Source organism: Deinococcus frigens DSM 12807, from assembly GCF_000701425.1.
Lineage (GTDB): Bacteria > Deinococcota > Deinococci > Deinococcales > Deinococcaceae > Deinococcus > Deinococcus frigens.
The window spans coordinates 1-15,055 of sequence record NZ_JNIW01000027.1; the positions used below are offsets into that span (position 1 = coordinate 1).

Here is a 15,055-nt window from a genome sequence, read left to right on the forward strand (position 1 = left end):
CCCGCTTTCAGTTGGAGTTTGTGTTCCGCGATGCCAAACAGCACGCTGGACTGACCACTTGTCAGCTCCGGTCTACGGTGGCACTGGAGAACCACTGGAATGCCTCATCCTTTGCGCTGAGCCTGGGACGGGCAGAGGTTTTGCTGGAGGCCAACGGCCTCCAGCAACGTCCCGCCACTTCACGAGTGTTTTCCTATGAGGACATCAAACGACGGGCTTACAACCGACTCCTGGCCTGGCGAATTTTGAGCAATCTGGGTCTTCAGTCGCGATTTACTGAATTAGAAAAACACCCGTCTAGGCCGCTGGATTTGGGGGTTAAAGCAGCCTGAATCCGGCTAAAAGTGTCCGAACCATCAATGAGACCCGGAGGGTGGACCTTCAGGCCAGCACCAGATCCAGCGTCGCCACGGTTAAAACCCCCTCGCCCGTGTGGTGAATCCCCGCCGGGCCGGGAACGAGATGGATGGGCTGGGCAAAATCCGGGCTGTCCATCAGAACCGTGTGATACTCGCCGTTCTCGCCGCAGGCATCGGCCCCCAGCCGCTCGATTTCAGCCACCAGTTCGGCGTCCAGCGTCCTGCCCAGCAAGCCTGTGGGCAGGGCGTCTTCCCTGACGGCGACGATCAGGGCGCGGAAGCCCAGGCCCAGCAGCTCGTCCACCAGTGCCCGGCGGGATTCAAGCCACAACGGTAAATCGGCCCGCAAACCCGCTGCCGCGCAGACCTGTTCCTCCCAGTCGCGGTGGGCGGCCAGGTCGATATCTCCGAAGACAGCCCGCGCCGCACCGTCCACCGCCGCGCCCCCCAGCAGCGCCGTGAACTCGGCCTCGTAGGTGGCCCACGACGCCCGCGCCGTTCGCAGTGGCACGCCCAGCGCCGAGGCCTGTGCCGCGACAACTTCCGGGCGCAGGCCGTGGGAACGCGACCGCTGTCCCGCCCCGTCCAGCATATTCACGATGGCAAGGGGGACGCCTCCCGCCCGTTTTGCACGGTGGAAGGCCAGGGCGCTGTCCTTACCGCCGCTCCAGGAGGTAACAAACAGCTCCCCGGTCACGGGCGGGGTTTCAGGGCTGGAATCCGCAGGCCGCCGCGTCCGTCCCAGCCCTTGAAGGCGTAGAAGCGGCCCGGTTCTCCAGTTTTCAGGAAGTCGCTGAGGGGTTCGCGCATGGGGGGGGATTCCAGCTTTTCCAGCGCCTCCTCTGGGGTGCAGAAGCGGGCCTCGACGATAAAGCCATCGGGATCGGCGGGATTTAAGAGGCCGTCCCAGGTGGCCTCGAACGCCACGGCGATGGCGCGCTCACCCCGGCGCTCGTCCTCGATATGCACGGTGTAGGCCATGTGCAGGATGCCAGTCAGCCTCAATCCGGTTTCCTCGAAAATCTCGCGGTACAGGGCCTCAGGCAGGGTCTCGCCGTTCTCCACGACGCCGCCGGGCAGGGTGTGGCGCACACGCCCGTGGCCCTGCCAGTCGTTGCCCACCAGCAGCACCCGCCCGAAGCGGTCCCGCAGGATGCCTGCCGCCACCAGCAGGTCACGCCGCGCCATACTGTCCACTCTGGCCTGCGCCCTCGTCCTGCCCGGCCATCTCAAGGAGCTGCCGTTCCTTCTCGGCGCGGGCCAGTCCGGCCACCACCGGGACCAGCGCGCCGTTGATCACGCTGTCCAGCGGGTGGTTCTTGTCGTCACCCTCCAGCCGGTGATCGGTGACGCGGTTTTGCGGGTAATTGTAGGTGCGGATCTTCTCGCTGCGGTCCCCGCTGCCCACCTGCGAGGCGCGCTCGCTGCGCTCCTCCTCATCGCGGGTGGCGCGTTCGCGTTCGGCCAGACGCGAGGCCAGGACAATCAGCGCCTTCTCGCGGTTCTTGATCTGCGATCTCCCGTCCTGGCAGACCACCATAATCTCGTCGGGCGTTCCGGCGCGGTAGACGGCCCGCACGGCGCTGTCGGTGGTGTTCACGCCCTGCCCGCCCGCGCCCTGCGAGCGGTACACGTCGATGCGAACTTCGGAGAGGTCCAGATGAACCTCGTCCTGCTCGGCCTCGGGCAGCACCGCCACAGTCACGGTACTGGTGTGGATGCGCCCCGCCGACTCGGTGGCCGGCACGCGCTGGACGCGATGGACACCCCGCTCCCATTTGAAGGCGCGGAAGGCGGAATCACCCGTCACCTCCGCCACCACCTTGCTCGCGCCGCCCAGATCGCTCTCGTTGGCGTCCAGCACATTGACTTTGAGGTTCAGCCCCTCGGCATAACGGGTGTACATCCGCAGCAGATCGGTCACGAACAGCCCGGCTTCCGCGCCGCCCGCCCCGGCGCGCAATTCCAGGATCACGTCCTTGGCGTCGTCGGGATCGGTGGGCAGCAGCAGGACTTCCAGCTCGGCCTCGATGTCTGCCAGACGGGTTTCGATGGTCTTGATCTCGCCCGCCGCCAGCTCCTTCATGTCGGGGTCCGGGAGAAGTTCGCGCGCCCCGGCCAGGTCACTTTGCAGGCCATCGCGCTCGCGCAGCAGCGTCACCAGGGGCAAGAGTTCGCGGTGGCGGCGGGTCAATTTGCCGTACTCGCGCCCGTCCGCCAGGGCCGCCGGATCACCCAGGCGACGCTCCACCAGCCCAAATTCGGACTGGAGTTCTTGCAGGCGCGAACTCACGACTCATACACAGTCCACAGCGCATGGGGGCGCGGCGGACTCTCAGCCGACGAGGAATTCGTCAACAGACAGACTCTGGACACAGGCAACATGCGGCGCAGTCTAGCGTCCGCCTGCCGGGATGACTTGGAGCGAGGTCACAGGGCCGCTTGTGCCCCACACCTAACCCGGCCCGGCCCCCGCCGCGCGCCCCGCGTTAAGGTTGGGGCCATGAGAACTGTTACCGTGGGCGTCCTGGGCAGCGGCACTGTCGGCCAGGACGTGCTGAACCTGATCGAGCGCCGGGAAAGTGTCTTCAGCGATCTGGGCGTCAGGATTGAGATCTCGGGTGTGCTGGTGCGCGACGTGAACAAGGTGCGCGACGTGCCGCTCGGAACGCGCGTGACCACCGATCTGGGCTTCTTGCAGGAGTGCGGCGTGGTCATCGAGGCGATGGGCGGCGTGGACCGCCCGCTGGAGATGCTGCTGCCGTACCTGCGCTCGGGCCGCCCGGTGATCACCGCTAACAAGGCGCTGCTGGCCGAACGCTGGGACGTGCTGCGCGACTACGCGCTGGCCGGAACTCTGTACTACGAGGCCAGCGTGATGGCCGGAACCCCGGTGATCGGCCCGATGAGTACCGTGCTGCGCGCCAGCACCTTTACCCGCCTGCAAGCCGTGCTGAACGGTACGTGCCTGTACATCCTGAACCAGATGGAGGGCGGCAAGAATTACGCCGACGCGCTGGCCGAGGCGCAGGCGCTGGGCTACGCCGAGACACCGCCCACGCTGGATGTCGGCGGCTTCGACACCGCCCATAAACTGGCGGTCCTGGCGCGTTTCTGCGCCGACGGCAACTTTCCCTACAGCGCCGTGGAGGTGCAGGGCATCGAGGACATCACCCAGAAAGACATTCAGGACGCCCGCGCCGCCGGAGAACGCATCAAACTGGTGGCCGAGCTGGAACGCCAGGGAAGCGGGTGGAGGGCCACCGTCGCCCCGCAGCGCCTGCCGGACAACCACCCGCTGTGTACCGCCGGGGCCAGCCGCAACGCCCTGGTCTACGAGGGCGAGGAATGCGGAATGCTGATCTTTGCCGGGGGCGGCGCGGGCGGCATGATCACCGCCAGCGCGATGGTGGGCGACTTGCTGGACCTCCTGATCGGTTTTCCAGGGCATGTGCCGCTGCATTGAGGGGCCACTGCGCGGCATCTAAAAGCTAAACCGTCAAACCGCAAAAAGACTCGGACATCTTTGGCGGTTAGACGGTTGGACCGTGAGACAATTTTCTTCAGTACCCGACGGTGTAATACGCCGTGTCGCTGATCCAGTCGGTCTGGGGCACCGGCTGCACCACCGGACTGGGCACCGGATCGACGACGATGCTCAGCGCCTGCGCCAGACCCTGACTGGTCTTGGGCTTGACGGTGGCAAAACTCCCGCCGTTCTGGTAGCTGCTGAGTTCGGTCAGGCTCAGGGCGCGGCGGCTGGCGATGACCAGCACGCGGTTCAGGCCGTAGGGACCGGCCACGTTAAAGGTGAACTGATCTCCGCTAGCGGGAAAGGCGCGAGTCTGCCCGGCGCGCACATAGTTGCTGGAACCGTTGCTGGAGCTGATGCGGTTGGGCAGAATCTGATCGGTGCTGCCGTCCGGGTTGACGTTGAACAAGTAGACGAAGGCGTTCTCGTTGACGCTGGTGTACAGCGTGATGTGTTCGCCGATGCGGTAGGTGGGGTTTTGCGAACCGCTGCGGTCACGGTCCACCCATACGCGGGCGCTCAGGCTGGTGGGCACCGGATTCACGATGATGCTCTGGGCGCTGATCTTCGGCGCAGCGAGGGCAGGCGCGGCCAGTCCCAGCAGGGCAGCAGACACGGCAAGCAGCAGGGCGGGCTTCTTAAAGGATGAAATCATGTTGGAGCCTCCGGGGAAAAGCAGTCGTCACCGCTGACGCGGGGAATGTCCCAGCGCACTTTTTCGGCGCGTCTCTGCTTATGCCCCTACGCTACGCCTCTGCATCTGACGCCCGGTGAAGGTGAGCTGACTGAAGGTGAGGAAGCTGACCTTCTGGTTCATGAGACGGCACAAAAAGCAGCCTCCCAGATCAAGGGAGGCTGCCTTTGCTTATGGTGGCAGGGATACCAGGATTCGAACCTGGACAAACAGATCCAAAATCTGTTGTGCTGCCATTACACCATATCCCTACGGCTGTTTCCGGCACTTTAGCGCGGCGGTCAAGAGTATAGCGGCGGGGGGCGCGGGGGGTCAACTGGCCTTCACCCGGCCTCCACACTGTAGGGACCGCAACGGGCAGCGCGTTTATCGGATGCCACGCTGGCGGCATGACGTTCAAAAAAGGCGATCAGGTGAAGTGGAACAGCCACGGCGGCGAGGCCAGCGGCAAGGTAGTACGCGTGACCCACCAGGACGGCGAGGTCAGTGGCTTTCGGTACCGTGCCAGCAAGGACGATCCCCGCTTCATCATTGAGGTGGAGGGCGGCAAACACGTCGCGCACACGGCGGACGCGCTGTCGAAAGCCTGACCCCTGGCCTGCGCGTCCGCTTTACCGTTAGCATGGCGGGCGTGAGCATCCTGCCCGACTGGCGTATCCGTGAACTGGCCCATGCGGGCATGATCGACCCCTTCGAGGACCGGCTGGTCCGCACCGCCGAGAACCAGCAGGTCATCAGCTACGGCCTGAGCAGCTTCGGTTACGACCTGCGCTGCGCCGACGAGTGGAAGATCTTTACGAACGTCAACAGCGCCATCGTGGACCCCAAACACTTCGACGAGCGCAGCTTCGTGGACATCACGGCCAGCGAGATCATCATTCCGCCGAACTCTTTTGCCCTGGCCCGCAGCCTGGAATATCTGAAAATTCCCGATACGGTAATGGTGGTGGCGCTGGGAAAATCGACGTATGCACGCTGCGGCCTGGTGGCCAACGTGACGCCCCTGGAACCCGGCTGGGAAGGCCACGTCACCCTGGAATTCTCCAACACCACGCCGCTTCCCGCCAAGATGTACGCCTTCGAGGGCTGTGTCCAACTGCTCTTCTTTGAAGGCGAGCGCCCCGAGGTGACCTACGGGGACCGCAAGGGCAAGTACCAGGGTCAGCGGGGCGTGACGCTGCCCCGGCTGTAAGCGCCGTGAGCATCCGCCCGCGCACCGATTCTGATTTTCCAGCCTTGGTAGACGCTTTGCACGGCACCCACTGTGCCGACGCCCATCTCACCTCCATGCCCGCCGATCCCGCTGCATTCCTTGCGCCCCCGCTGACGCTGAACGCCTAGATGGCCGAGGTTGAGAGGGCACGGGGCGGTGGGTCAGGTGGCGTTGTGGGCCGTGCCAGAACTGGTGCCAGGATGGACCGCAGTCACTGGCCTACCAGCGCAGGAGGTCGCTTGCATCTCGCGGCTGCTCGCCGTACCTGACCACCAGAGGTAGGGGCTGGCCCACCAACTGTTCCGGGCAGCCTGGGCCGGGGCCGCTGGCCGCCATTCGCAGCTCTACGTCCACATTTCATCGCCCTAAGTCTGCTTGACCTCACCTTCATCTCTAAATCCAGCTTGAGCCTTTCCTCTCCCCAGTGGCCCGGCAGTCTGTCAACCTTGCCCCATGCCAGACAAAGACGACAAGAACAGCGGCCACACCAGCCAGCCCGCCGAGTACGACCGCAACAAGAAAGAGGTCCACGAGATCGAGCATGACCGCAAGCCGTCCTTCAAGGGCAACAACGACCGCGAGGCCAACGCCGCCCGCAACAACGAGCACGACGGCCTGAAGGAAAAGAAGGACGTGGAAGAAGCCCGTTCGGTCCCCGCCACCAAGCAGGGCTAACCACCAAACAGACGGCGGGGCCAGGAGGCGAGACTTCCTGGCCCCCCTTTCATGCCTCCGCCGCTACAGTGGGCCATGACCGAACCTTTCCGGCCCACCCCCGGCATCCTCGCGCTGGCCGCCCTGTTCGCCGCCGCAGGGATCACGCATTTTGCCCTGCCGCAGTTCTTTGACCGGATCGTGCCGCCAGGGCTACCCCTGTCCGCGCGCACGGCCACGCTGATCAGCGGCGCGGCGGAACTGGCGGGCGGGCTGGGTCTGCTGCACCCGGCCACCCGGCCCGCCGCACGCTGGGGGCTGCTGGCGCTGCTGCTGGGCGTGTTTCCCGCCAATATCTACATGGCGCAGGAACCGCAGAAATTCGGCGTTCCCGCGTGGGCGGCCTGGGCCAGACTGCCCCTTCAGCCGCTGCTGATGTGGCTGGTCTGGCATGCAGGGCGCGGGCGCGGCTGACCTGACCCACCCCGCTGACCGGGGCACGTATACTCCGCAGGTAAACAAATTCTTAAGGGACGGTCTCGGCACGCGGTACGTGCTGAAGACAGGGCCGTCCGGGGAGAGGTAGGAATGCCAGCACTGCTGGGACTTGCGCGCGCGATAGACCGTTTTTCATCCTGGCTGGGCGTCATTATCGGCGGAGTGACATTGCTGATGATCGGTGTGGGCCTCTTCAACGTGTTCGGGCGGTTCGCGGACCGTTACCTGGGAACACAGTTCAGCAGCAATTCTCTGCTGGAGTTGCAGTGGTACCTGTTCAGCGTGATCTTTCTGCTGGGCGGAGCGTACGTGCTGAGCGTGGACGAGCATGTACGGGTGGACGTGCTGTATGGCCGCCTGGCCCCCAAACGCCGCGCCCTGATCAATCTGGTGGGGACCGTGCTGTTCCTGCTGCCGTTCTGCGTGATCGTGCTGTGGGTGGCGATTCCGTGGTTCCGCCTGAGCTTTGGCATTCAGGAGGGCAGCCCCGATCCGGGCGGCCTGCTGCGCTGGCCCGTCAAGCTGCTGATCCCCATTGGCTTCGTGCTGCTGTTCATTCAGGGCATCAGCGAGGCGATCAAGGCGGCGGGCGCGTTGACCGGCCATTATGAATACCGCACCCAGGACGAGCTGGAGGCCCTGGCTGCCGATGTCCAGCTTGACCGCGCCGGGCTGGACGGCCTGCTGGTGGGTCTTCCTGACGAGGCCGAGGCCCGGATGAACGAGACAAAAATGAATGACGATCAGAGGAAGAAGTAATGGACGCCATCGGCCTGTGGATGTTTTTCGGCGCGTTCATTCTGATCTTCAGCGGCTTTCCGGTGGCCTTCTCGCTGGCCGGGACCGCCATTATTTTCGGCCTGATCGGGCTGAGTACCGGGCATTTCGATGCCCTGCTGCTCCGCGCCATCCCTGACCGGATCTTCGGCACGATGGGCAATTTCACGCTGCTGGCGATTCCGTATTTTGTGTTCATGGGCGGCATTCTGGGTAAAAGTGGGCTGGCCGAGGACCTGTTGCGAACGGCGGGCCTGCTGTTTGGACGCCTGCGCGGCGGCATCGCGGTGGCCGTGGTGCTGGTGGGGCTGCTGCTGGCCGCCACAACGGGGGTGGTGGCCGCCACGGTGGTCACCATGGGATTGATCAGCCTGCCGATCATGCTGCGCTACGGCTACGACAAGAGCCTGGCCAGCGGCGTGATCGCGGCGTCGGGGACGCTGGGGCAGGTGATTCCGCCCAGCGTGGTGCTGGTGGTGCTGGGCAGCGAGCTGGGCGTGTCGGTGGGTGATCTGTTTTTGGGATCGCTAGTGCCGGGGCTGATGCTGGCGGCGCTGTATATCGTCTATGTGATCGTGCGCGCGGCCATGAATCCCAAGCTGGCCCCGGCCATGCCCGCCGCAGAATTGAACATCAAGCCCGCCGCAATGGCCTTACAAGTGGTGCGGGCCATGATTCCGCCGCTGATCCTGATCTTCGCGGTCCTGGGGTCCATCTTCTTCGGCCTGGCAACGGCCACAGAAGCCGGGGCAGTGGGCGCGCTGGGCGCAGTGCTGCTGGCCCTGGCCAACCGCAAGCTGACGCGCGCCGGGCTGTGGGACGTCACGCTGTCCACCGCCCGCCTGACCACCTTCGTAATCTTTATCCTGATCGGCTCCACGTCGTTCTCGCTGGTGTTCCGGGCGCTGGACGGCGATCTGTACATGCAAAACATCCTGGCGAACCTGCCGGGCGGGGTGCTGGGCTTCCTGATCGTGACCAATCTGGCCATTTTCATCCTGGGCTTTTTTCTGGACTTCTTTGAAATCGCCTTCATTCTGCTGCCCATCTTTGCGCCCGTCGCCCGCGAACTGGGCATAGACATGATCTGGTACGGCATCCTGCTGGGCATCAACCTCCAGACCAGCTTCCTGACCCCACCGTTCGGGTTCTCGCTGTTTTATCTGCGAGGTATTGCAGGCAAATACCTGGCCACCAGTGACATTTACAGGGGCGTGATTCCGTTCATCTTCATTCAGGTCTTCGTGCTGACCCTTTGCGTGGCTTTCCCCGGATTGACGGCACTGCGGGCTGCTGGGCCGTAAGCATTCACCGCAGTAGAGGAGAGGCCCGCACCATGACAGTGCGGGCCTCCTTTATGGTGCCGGGTGACTGGAAAACCTCAGGGGTTGAAATCCAGCAGGGGCTTTTCATTGATCTGGTGCCAGGCGTGGACGCTGCGGCGGTAGGACTCCCAGGGGGTGTAGACCTTCTTGTAGCTGGCGTTCTTGCCAGAGTTCTCGGCGTGCAACTCCTGCATGGCCTTGTTGCCTGCCTTAAGGATGTCGGAGGAGTAGCGGCGCAGTTGGGTGCCGCCCTTTTGCAGACGCAGCAGCGCCGCCTGGTTCTTGGCGTCGTAGTCGGCCAGCATCTGGATATTGGCCTCGGCGCAGGCACTCGCCAGGATTTCCTTGTACGCCTTGGGCAGCGCGGCGTAGGCCTTTTTGCCCACCATCAGGTCCAGCGCCGGGCCGGGTTCCCACCAACCGGGGTAGTAGTAGAACTTGGCGGCTTTTTGCAGGCCCAGCTTCTCGTCGTCATACGGCCCTACCCACTCGGCGGCGTCGATGGCCCCACGGTCCAGCGCCAGATAGATTTCGCCGCCAGGGATGACCTGCACGTTTACGCCCAGCTTCGCCATGACCTGCCCGCCCAGGCCCGGAATCCTCATCTTGAGGCCCTTGAGGTCCGCCGCCGTCTTGACTTCCTTCTTGAACCAGCCGCCCATCTGCGCGCCGGTGTTGCCCGCCGGGAAGTTGATGATTCCGAAGTCGTCGTACACGCCGCGCAGCAGTTCCAGACCGCCGCCGCTGTAGACCCAGGCGTTGTGCTCATTGGCGTTGAGACCAAAGGGGATACTGGTGGCAAAGCCCAGTGCGGGGTTTTTGCCCACGTAATAATATGCAGCGCTGTGGCCGCACTCCACGGTGCCCTGCTGCACGGCGTCCAGCACTTGGAGGCCCGGCACCAGTTCGCCCGCTTCGTAAGGGCGGATGGTGAATTTGCCGTCGGTCATGGCGCTGACCCGCTCGGCCACGCTGACGGCCCCGCCGTAGATGGTGTCCAGGCTCTTGGGCCAGCTCGTGGCACATTTCCAGCGGATGTTGCCCGTCTGGGCAAAGCTGTGCGGCGAGAAAACGGTGCTGGCCGCAGCGGTGGCGGCGGCCCCTTTCAAGAACTTCCGGCGATCAATTCCCATGAATACCCTCCTGGTCACGTCCATGAACCGTGTGGCACATGGCGTCCCGTTAAGTTGAAGATACACGCAGTATAACGGGCGATCTTGACCTGGCCTTCATGCGAAGGGTGTGCACGCCCTCAATTGGCCTGTAAAGCCTCCAGTGCAGCCCGCAACACCGGCGGCAGGTCCACGGGCCGCCGCGAGGTGCGGTCCACGTACACATGCACGAAATGGCCCTGCGCCGCCGCTTCCCCCGCCCCGTCTTGGAAGACCGCCAGCTCGTAGCGCACGCTGCTGCGGCCCAGCTTGGTGACCCTCACGCCCACGCTCAGCGCCTCGGGAAAGGCGACGGGCGCGAAGAAGGCGCAGCCGGTTTCCACCACCAGACCGATCACGTCACCGCCCTGAATATCCAGCGCGCCCTGGCCCGCCAGGTAAGCGTTCACCGCCGTATCGAAATAGGCGTAGTAAGTGACGTTGTTGACATGCCCATACACGTCGTTGTCGGCCCAGCGCGTCTGGATGGGGTGGTGGTAGGGGTAGGCGGCGCGGGGCTGGGGCGTGGGACGGGTCATAGAGCCAGAGTAAGGCCGCCCGCTACACTCAGGCCATGACTCAAAAGAGTGAAAGGATCGTGATCGTGGCGGCCCGGCGCACGCCGATTGGCAGCTTTCTGGGCGGGTTGAAAGACGTGTCCGCTGCCGAACTGGGCGTGGCGGCAGCGCGGGCGGTGGCGGGGGGCCTGCCCGAGAGCGACATCGCCGACGTGATCGTGGGCAACGTGCTTCAGGCAGGCGTGGGGATGAACGTGGCGCGGCAGGTGGCGCTGGGCGCGGGTCTGGCAGACCATGTGCCGGGATTAACCGTCAACCGCGTGTGCGGCAGCGGCCTCCAGGCGATCATCAGCGCCGCGCAGGGATTGAAATCCGGGGACGGAAAGCTGTATCTGGCGGGCGGCACCGAGTCCATGAGCCGCGCCCCGTACCTGCTGCCCCGCGCCCGCGAGGGCTATCGCCTGGGCCACGCGGCGGCGCTGGACAGCATCCTGTCTGAGGGGCTGACCGACGTGTTTAACGACTACCATATGGGCATCACGGCTGAGAACATCGCCGTACAGTGGGGCATCACGCGGGAGGAGCAGGACGCCTTTGCGCTGGAGAGCCAGAACCGCGCCGCCGCCGCGCTGGAGGGCGGACACTTCGCCGAGGAGCTGGTGTCAGTGGAGGTGCCAGGGAGAAAGGGACCCACTACCTTTGGCACCGACGAGTACCCACGCGCCACCTCTGCCGAGGCGCTGGCGAAGTTGCGCCCGGCCTTCAAGAAAGGCGGCACCGTGACGGCGGGCAACGCCAGCGGTCTGAACGACGGCGCGGCCATGCTGGCCGTGACTACCGAGGACTATGCCAGAGCCAATGGCCTGAGCATTCTGGCCGAGATCAGCGGGTACGCGGCGATTGGCGTGGACCCCAAGGTCATGGGCATTGGCCCAGCCAAAGCCGTTCCCGCCGCGCTGGAGCGGGCGGGGCTGACCCTGGCGGACGTGGACCTGCTGGAGCTGAACGAGGCCTTTGCCGCGCAGTCGCTGGCGGTGGTGCGCGATCTGGGGGCGGACCCGGCCAAAGTGAACATCACGGGCGGCGCAATCGCGCTGGGCCATCCCATCGGCGCGAGCGGGGCACGGGTGCTGGTCACGCTGATCCACGCGCTGCGGCGCACCGGCAAGGAAACCGGGGTGGCCAGCCTGTGCATCGGCGGCGGCATGGGCATCGCCGTGGTGGTCCGGGCGCGGGGCTAAGATGACCACCGAAGCCGAGAAGGAGCTGTTTCTGGCGATCCGCGCGAACGACGCCGGGGCGGTCTGCGAGCTGACCCGGCAGGACCGCGCCTTGCTGGAGGCCGTCAGTCCGATGGGTGTGTCGCCCGTGCTGTTCGCCATGTATTACGGTCACCCGGACATGGCCCGCGTCCTCGTCAAACAGGGCGCGTCTCTGAACATCTTCGAGGCGGCGGCAGTCGGAGAGGCGGGGCGGGTGCGGGAGCTGTTGGACGCCGATTGCGCGCTGCTGCACGCGGTCAGTCCCGACGGGTTCTCGCCGCTGGGCCTCTCCGCCTTTTTTGGTCAGGATGAGGTGGCCGGGCTGCTGCTCTGGCGCGGGGCCAACGTGAACGCGGTCAGTCGGAATGCCATGCAGGTTCAGCCGCTGCATTCGGCGGTGGCCGGAAACCACTTCAACCTCGTCCAGAAGTTGCTGGAAGCCGGGGCAGACGTGAACGCCGCGCAGCACGGCGGCTTTACGCCGCTGATGGGCGCGGCGCAGAACGGCGACGCGGAACTGGTCAGGCTGCTGCTCTCGCACGGGGCACAGGCCGGTGCCCTGACCGACGACGGGCGCAGCGCTGCCGATCTGGCGCAGGAGGAGGGCCACGGCGAGGTGCTGATCCTGCTGGCCGGGCTTGAATAGGCGGGCTTTCATGGAGCCTCAAGAAAATGGGAAGGCCGTCCCTATCCGCCCCACCACCCCCTGGGACAGACTGGGGCATGAGTGACGAGCGCAAGACCGACGTACCCAACCCCAACGTGATCGGCCCAGAAACGGACGGCAGCGCGGGCGCGGTCACAGGCTTTGACACCCCCGATCCCAAAGACAATCACGCCGTGGTCTACACCACCACGCCGGGTGACGACCGGGTGGGCAGCGTGGATCACAGCGAGGGCGTTCCCCCGCAGGCAACGGAATCGGCGCACGACATTACCGGCAAGTATGACCACCTGGCAACGCGGGACGTGGCGGCGATGGAACATGACCCCGAGGCCCCTGAATTCGCCGGGGCACAGACCGTGGCGGGTCTGGGCGGCGAGGCGCTGGACGAGGTGGTCCCCACGGCAGGTCTGGGCGTCAATCCGGCGGCGGCGCTGAGCCGTGGCCCCGTGGTAGGACGCGCCGATCAGAACCCCGGCTATACGCCGCCCAGCGAGAAAGTCGCGCCGCATGTGCACGAGCAGCCTGGCGACCTGCTACCGGGTCAATCCGAGGAACTGGAAGACGAGATCAGCGGTCACCAGCGCTGATCCAGTTTCGGGCCTGATGAGGCCGCACAGGGAAGCCGCACGGGGATGACCCGGCGGCGCTTCATTCTGGCTTCTTTAGAGAGACGAGACGTACACCACGCCGTCTTCCACCTCGGTCTTGAACAGCCTGACGGGTTTCACGGCGGGCAGACTCCTGGCCTTGCCCGTCGCCAGCTCGAATTTCGCGCCGTGTTTCTGGCAGGTGATCCGGCCCATCTGGACCTCGCCGCCCAGCAGCGGGTAATCCTGATGGGTACAGTTGTTTCGCAGGGCATAGAACTGTCCCTCGTAGCGCACCACCAGCACGCTGATCCCGTCCATGTCCACGGCGCACTGGTGGCCTTCTGGCATCTCGGCTTCTGGACCCACCCGGACCCGCTCGGAACTCGCTGCTGCACTCATCGCCGCGAGTCTAGAGCAGCGGGCGTGCGGACGCCACCAAAAGGGGTGCTATGGAGCGCATCCGCCACACTCTACGGCAGGATACCGGGGTCCCTCCGCCAGCAAATGCCAGCAAACGGAAGAAGGGTCTCGGCAGGCGGTTCACGCCTCCACAGACCCTTAAACCTTGCACTTTCAGGCGAAATTCGGCTGCCGCCCCAACGCCCGCAGCCGCATCATGCTGCCGATGAAGACGGCGGTGGTCAGGCCGGTCAGGCCCAGCAGGACGATAAAGGCCGTCTGCGCGCCCAGCGTAGGTTTCAGGGCGGCGAAGATCAGGGGCAGGAAGAAGCCGCCCAGGCCGCCCAGCAACCCCACCAGACCGCCCACCGTGCCCATCTGGCCAGGGTGCCACTGGGCCACCAGCGTATAGGTGCTGGCCTTGCCCACGCCCATGCCCAGGCCCACCACGGTGGTCAGCAGCATGAAGGCGGTCAGGGGCAGTTCGCGGGTTAAAAACAGCAGGCCCAGCAGCATCACGGCAAACGCCGTCACGGTCACGCTGCGCGGGCCAAAGCGGTCGCTCAGGTAGCCGCCAACGGGGCGCAATAGGCTGGCCGGGAAGATGAACAGCGCGGTCAGCAGGCCCGCCTGGGCCAGTGGGACGCCGTAGTGATCGACGTAATATTTGGGCAGAAACAGGCTGAGGGCCACGTACGCGCCGAAGAAGACCACGTAATACAGCCCGAAGCGCCAGACCTGCGCCTGGGCCAGCGGGCGCAGCCAGTCGGCCAGCGTGCGGGTGCTGGGCGTGGCGATATCGGCGGGGGTCAGGGCGGCGGTCAACGCGGCGCAGACCAGCAGCGCCAGCGAGAAGACGAAGGGCACGAAGTGCCAGCCGCCCGGAATCAGCAGGCCCAGCGGCACCACGCCGATCAATGCCGGGGCCAGCAGCTTGGTGATGCTGGCCCCGGCGTTCCCGGCCCCGAATGTGCCCAGCGCCAGCCCCTGCCGTGCGGCGGGCACCCACTGCGCGATCCAGGCATTGCCCACCGCAAAACTGACGCCCGCCAGGCCCACGCCCAGCGCCAGGGCCAGCAGCAGGTTGTAGCCGCTGGCGAAGGCCAGAGCGAAAGAAAATGCAGCGGTCAGCAGCGTATTGACGATGAAGACCTTCTTGCCGCCGTAGCGGTCCGCCCAGATGCCCGCAGGCAAGCGCAGCAGCGAGCCGGTCAACACCGGAATGGCCGTCAGCAGCGCGAACTGACCGTCGCTCAGGCCCAGTTCCCCCCGGATCGGCAGGCCCAGAATGGCGAACATCAGCCACACGGCGAACATCAGTGTGAAGCCGATGGTGCTCCAGGCCACGACTTTGCGGGCCTCGGCGGACAGGGCGGGCGGGGCGCTGGCGGGCGTCAGGGGAATATTGGTCATGGG

Annotated in this window: 19 protein-coding genes, 1 tRNA gene and 1 pseudogene; 12 read left to right on the plus strand and 9 right to left on the minus strand. The window is 65.3% G+C overall.

All coding sequences use genetic code 11. The features are described from left to right. A pseudogene (locus Q322_RS22430) lies at positions 1-332 on the plus strand (IS4 family transposase); the annotation flags it as partial. Between the two features lie 49 nt (positions 333-381). On the opposite strand, the gene Q322_RS0110760 reads toward Q322_RS22430, so the two are convergent. Genes Q322_RS0110760 through prfA form a run of 3 tightly spaced genes read right to left on the minus strand, consistent with a single transcriptional unit; the run spans position 382 to position 2,652 of the window. Next, positions 382-1,056, minus strand: coding sequence for a Dph6-related ATP pyrophosphatase (locus Q322_RS0110760; protein WP_029477922.1), 675 nt, complete (start codon positions 1,054-1,056; stop codon positions 382-384). Then, positions 1,053-1,547, minus strand: a complete 495-nt coding sequence (locus Q322_RS0110765) for an NUDIX hydrolase (protein WP_029477923.1) — start codon at positions 1,545-1,547, stop codon at positions 1,053-1,055. The genes Q322_RS0110760 and Q322_RS0110765 overlap by 4 nt, the downstream gene beginning before the upstream one ends. After that, complete coding sequence (prfA, locus tag Q322_RS0110770) at positions 1,534-2,652, minus strand: peptide chain release factor 1 (protein ID WP_029477924.1); 1,119 nt, start codon at positions 2,650-2,652, stop codon at positions 1,534-1,536. The genes Q322_RS0110765 and prfA overlap by 14 nt, the downstream gene beginning before the upstream one ends. 210 nt (positions 2,653-2,862) lie before the next feature. Between prfA and Q322_RS0110775 the strand changes: the two genes are divergently transcribed. Beyond that, entirely contained in the window at positions 2,863-3,825 is a 963-nt protein-coding gene (locus Q322_RS0110775) for a homoserine dehydrogenase (RefSeq protein WP_029477925.1), read from the plus strand. A gap of 97 nt (positions 3,826-3,922) precedes the next feature. On the opposite strand, the gene Q322_RS0110780 is transcribed toward Q322_RS0110775, so the two are convergent. Both Q322_RS0110780 and Q322_RS0110785 read right to left on the minus strand, forming a co-directional pair. Then, positions 3,923-4,546 (minus strand): DUF4384 domain-containing protein, encoded by a 624-nt coding sequence (locus tag Q322_RS0110780; RefSeq protein WP_029477926.1) that lies wholly within the window; start codon positions 4,544-4,546, stop codon positions 3,923-3,925. Positions 4,547-4,762: 216 nt separating this feature from the next. Then, positions 4,763-4,836 (minus strand) — tRNA-Gln (locus Q322_RS0110785). Positions 4,837-4,974: 138 nt separating this feature from the next. Between Q322_RS0110785 and Q322_RS0110790 the strand changes: the two genes are divergently transcribed. From Q322_RS0110790 to Q322_RS0110815, 7 genes are all read left to right on the plus strand, one after another. Continuing rightward, entirely contained in the window at positions 4,975-5,175 is a 201-nt protein-coding gene (locus Q322_RS0110790; protein WP_029477927.1) for a hypervirulence associated TUDOR domain-containing protein, read from the plus strand. Between the two features lie 41 nt (positions 5,176-5,216). Beyond that, positions 5,217-5,777 carry a dCTP deaminase gene (gene dcd, locus Q322_RS0110795; protein WP_029477928.1) on the plus strand — a complete coding sequence of 187 codons (561 nt, stop codon included), beginning with the start codon at positions 5,217-5,219 and terminating at the stop codon, positions 5,775-5,777. A gap of 5 nt (positions 5,778-5,782) precedes the next feature. Next, positions 5,783-5,926: a hypothetical protein gene (locus Q322_RS23340; RefSeq protein ID WP_156953005.1), complete on the plus strand. Its 144-nt coding sequence runs from the start codon at positions 5,783-5,785 to the stop codon at positions 5,924-5,926. 325 nt (positions 5,927-6,251) lie between these two features. Continuing rightward, entirely contained in the window at positions 6,252-6,473 is a 222-nt protein-coding gene (locus Q322_RS0110800; protein ID WP_029477929.1) for a hypothetical protein, read from the plus strand. Positions 6,474-6,548: 75 nt separating this feature from the next. Next, complete coding sequence (locus Q322_RS0110805; protein ID WP_029477930.1) at positions 6,549-6,926, plus strand: DoxX family protein; 378 nt, start codon at positions 6,549-6,551, stop codon at positions 6,924-6,926. A 114-nt stretch (positions 6,927-7,040) separates the two neighbouring features. Continuing rightward, on the plus strand, positions 7,041-7,709 hold the full coding sequence (locus tag Q322_RS0110810) for a TRAP transporter small permease subunit (RefSeq protein ID WP_084147936.1): 669 nt from the start codon (positions 7,041-7,043) through the stop codon (positions 7,707-7,709). Next, complete coding sequence (locus Q322_RS0110815) at positions 7,709-9,031, plus strand: TRAP transporter large permease (protein WP_029477932.1); 1,323 nt, start codon at positions 7,709-7,711, stop codon at positions 9,029-9,031. Before Q322_RS0110810 ends, Q322_RS0110815 begins: the two co-directional genes overlap by 1 nt. 77 nt (positions 9,032-9,108) lie before the next feature. On the opposite strand, the gene Q322_RS0110820 is transcribed toward Q322_RS0110815, so the two are convergent. Together Q322_RS0110820 and Q322_RS0110825 are read right to left on the minus strand one after the other, a co-directional pair. After that, positions 9,109-10,185, minus strand: coding sequence for a TRAP transporter substrate-binding protein (locus Q322_RS0110820; RefSeq protein WP_245593220.1), 1,077 nt, complete (start codon positions 10,183-10,185; stop codon positions 9,109-9,111). A 119-nt stretch (positions 10,186-10,304) separates the two neighbouring features. Continuing rightward, positions 10,305-10,742, minus strand: a complete 438-nt coding sequence (locus tag Q322_RS0110825) for an acyl-CoA thioesterase (protein ID WP_029477934.1) — start codon at positions 10,740-10,742, stop codon at positions 10,305-10,307. Between the two features lie 35 nt (positions 10,743-10,777). Here Q322_RS0110825 and Q322_RS0110830 point away from each other — a divergent pair, with 35 nt between their 5' ends. The 3 genes from Q322_RS0110830 (at position 10,778) to Q322_RS0110840 (ending at position 13,237) form a co-directional block, all read left to right on the plus strand. After that, positions 10,778-11,962: an acetyl-CoA C-acetyltransferase gene (locus tag Q322_RS0110830; RefSeq protein WP_029477935.1), complete on the plus strand. Its 1,185-nt coding sequence runs from the start codon at positions 10,778-10,780 to the stop codon at positions 11,960-11,962. A gap of 1 nt (position 11,963) precedes the next feature. Further along, the gene (locus Q322_RS0110835; RefSeq protein ID WP_029477936.1) at positions 11,964-12,629 is read left to right on the plus strand and encodes an ankyrin repeat domain-containing protein; all 666 of its coding nucleotides are present in this window, start codon (positions 11,964-11,966) and stop codon (positions 12,627-12,629) included. Positions 12,630-12,706: 77 nt separating this feature from the next. Beyond that, positions 12,707-13,237 (plus strand): hypothetical protein, encoded by a 531-nt coding sequence (locus tag Q322_RS0110840; protein ID WP_051668449.1) that lies wholly within the window; start codon positions 12,707-12,709, stop codon positions 13,235-13,237. A 75-nt stretch (positions 13,238-13,312) separates the two neighbouring features. Here the strand turns inward: Q322_RS0110840 and Q322_RS0110845 are convergent, their stop codons facing one another. Beyond that, a complete protein-coding gene (locus Q322_RS0110845; RefSeq protein ID WP_029477938.1) occupies positions 13,313-13,639 on the minus strand; it encodes a non-heme iron oxygenase ferredoxin subunit in 327 nt (108 codons plus the stop codon). Between the two features lie 174 nt (positions 13,640-13,813). Beyond that, entirely contained in the window at positions 13,814-15,052 is a 1,239-nt protein-coding gene (locus Q322_RS0110850) for an MFS transporter (RefSeq protein WP_029477939.1), read from the minus strand. Positions 15,053-15,055 lie beyond the last annotated feature (3 nt).

Coding starts and splice junctions, on each gene's coding strand:
- Q322_RS0110820 (WP_245593220.1), bottom strand. CDS start 10,185: ATGGGAATTGATCGCCGGAAGTTCTTGAAAGGGGCCGCCGCCACCGCT.
- Q322_RS0110835 (WP_029477936.1), top strand. CDS start 11,964: ATGACCACCGAAGCCGAGAAGGAGCTGTTTCTGGCGATCCGCGCGAAC.
- Q322_RS0110790 (WP_029477927.1), top strand. CDS start 4,975: ATGACGTTCAAAAAAGGCGATCAGGTGAAGTGGAACAGCCACGGCGGC.
- Q322_RS0110840 (WP_051668449.1), top strand. CDS start 12,707: ATGAGTGACGAGCGCAAGACCGACGTACCCAACCCCAACGTGATCGGC.
- Q322_RS0110775 (WP_029477925.1), top strand. CDS start 2,863: ATGAGAACTGTTACCGTGGGCGTCCTGGGCAGCGGCACTGTCGGCCAG.
- Q322_RS0110780 (WP_029477926.1), bottom strand. CDS start 4,546: ATGATTTCATCCTTTAAGAAGCCCGCCCTGCTGCTTGCCGTGTCTGCT.
- Q322_RS0110805 (WP_029477930.1), top strand. CDS start 6,549: ATGACCGAACCTTTCCGGCCCACCCCCGGCATCCTCGCGCTGGCCGCC.
- Q322_RS0110815 (WP_029477932.1), top strand. CDS start 7,709: ATGGACGCCATCGGCCTGTGGATGTTTTTCGGCGCGTTCATTCTGATC.
- Q322_RS0110825 (WP_029477934.1), bottom strand. CDS start 10,742: ATGACCCGTCCCACGCCCCAGCCCCGCGCCGCCTACCCCTACCACCAC.
- Q322_RS0110765 (WP_029477923.1), bottom strand. CDS start 1,547: ATGGCGCGGCGTGACCTGCTGGTGGCGGCAGGCATCCTGCGGGACCGC.
- Q322_RS0110800 (WP_029477929.1), top strand. CDS start 6,252: ATGCCAGACAAAGACGACAAGAACAGCGGCCACACCAGCCAGCCCGCC.
- Q322_RS0110850 (WP_029477939.1), bottom strand. CDS start 15,052: ATGACCAATATTCCCCTGACGCCCGCCAGCGCCCCGCCCGCCCTGTCC.
- Q322_RS0110830 (WP_029477935.1), top strand. CDS start 10,778: ATGACTCAAAAGAGTGAAAGGATCGTGATCGTGGCGGCCCGGCGCACG.
- Q322_RS0110810 (WP_084147936.1), top strand. CDS start 7,041: ATGCCAGCACTGCTGGGACTTGCGCGCGCGATAGACCGTTTTTCATCC.
- Q322_RS0110845 (WP_029477938.1), bottom strand. CDS start 13,639: ATGAGTGCAGCAGCGAGTTCCGAGCGGGTCCGGGTGGGTCCAGAAGCC.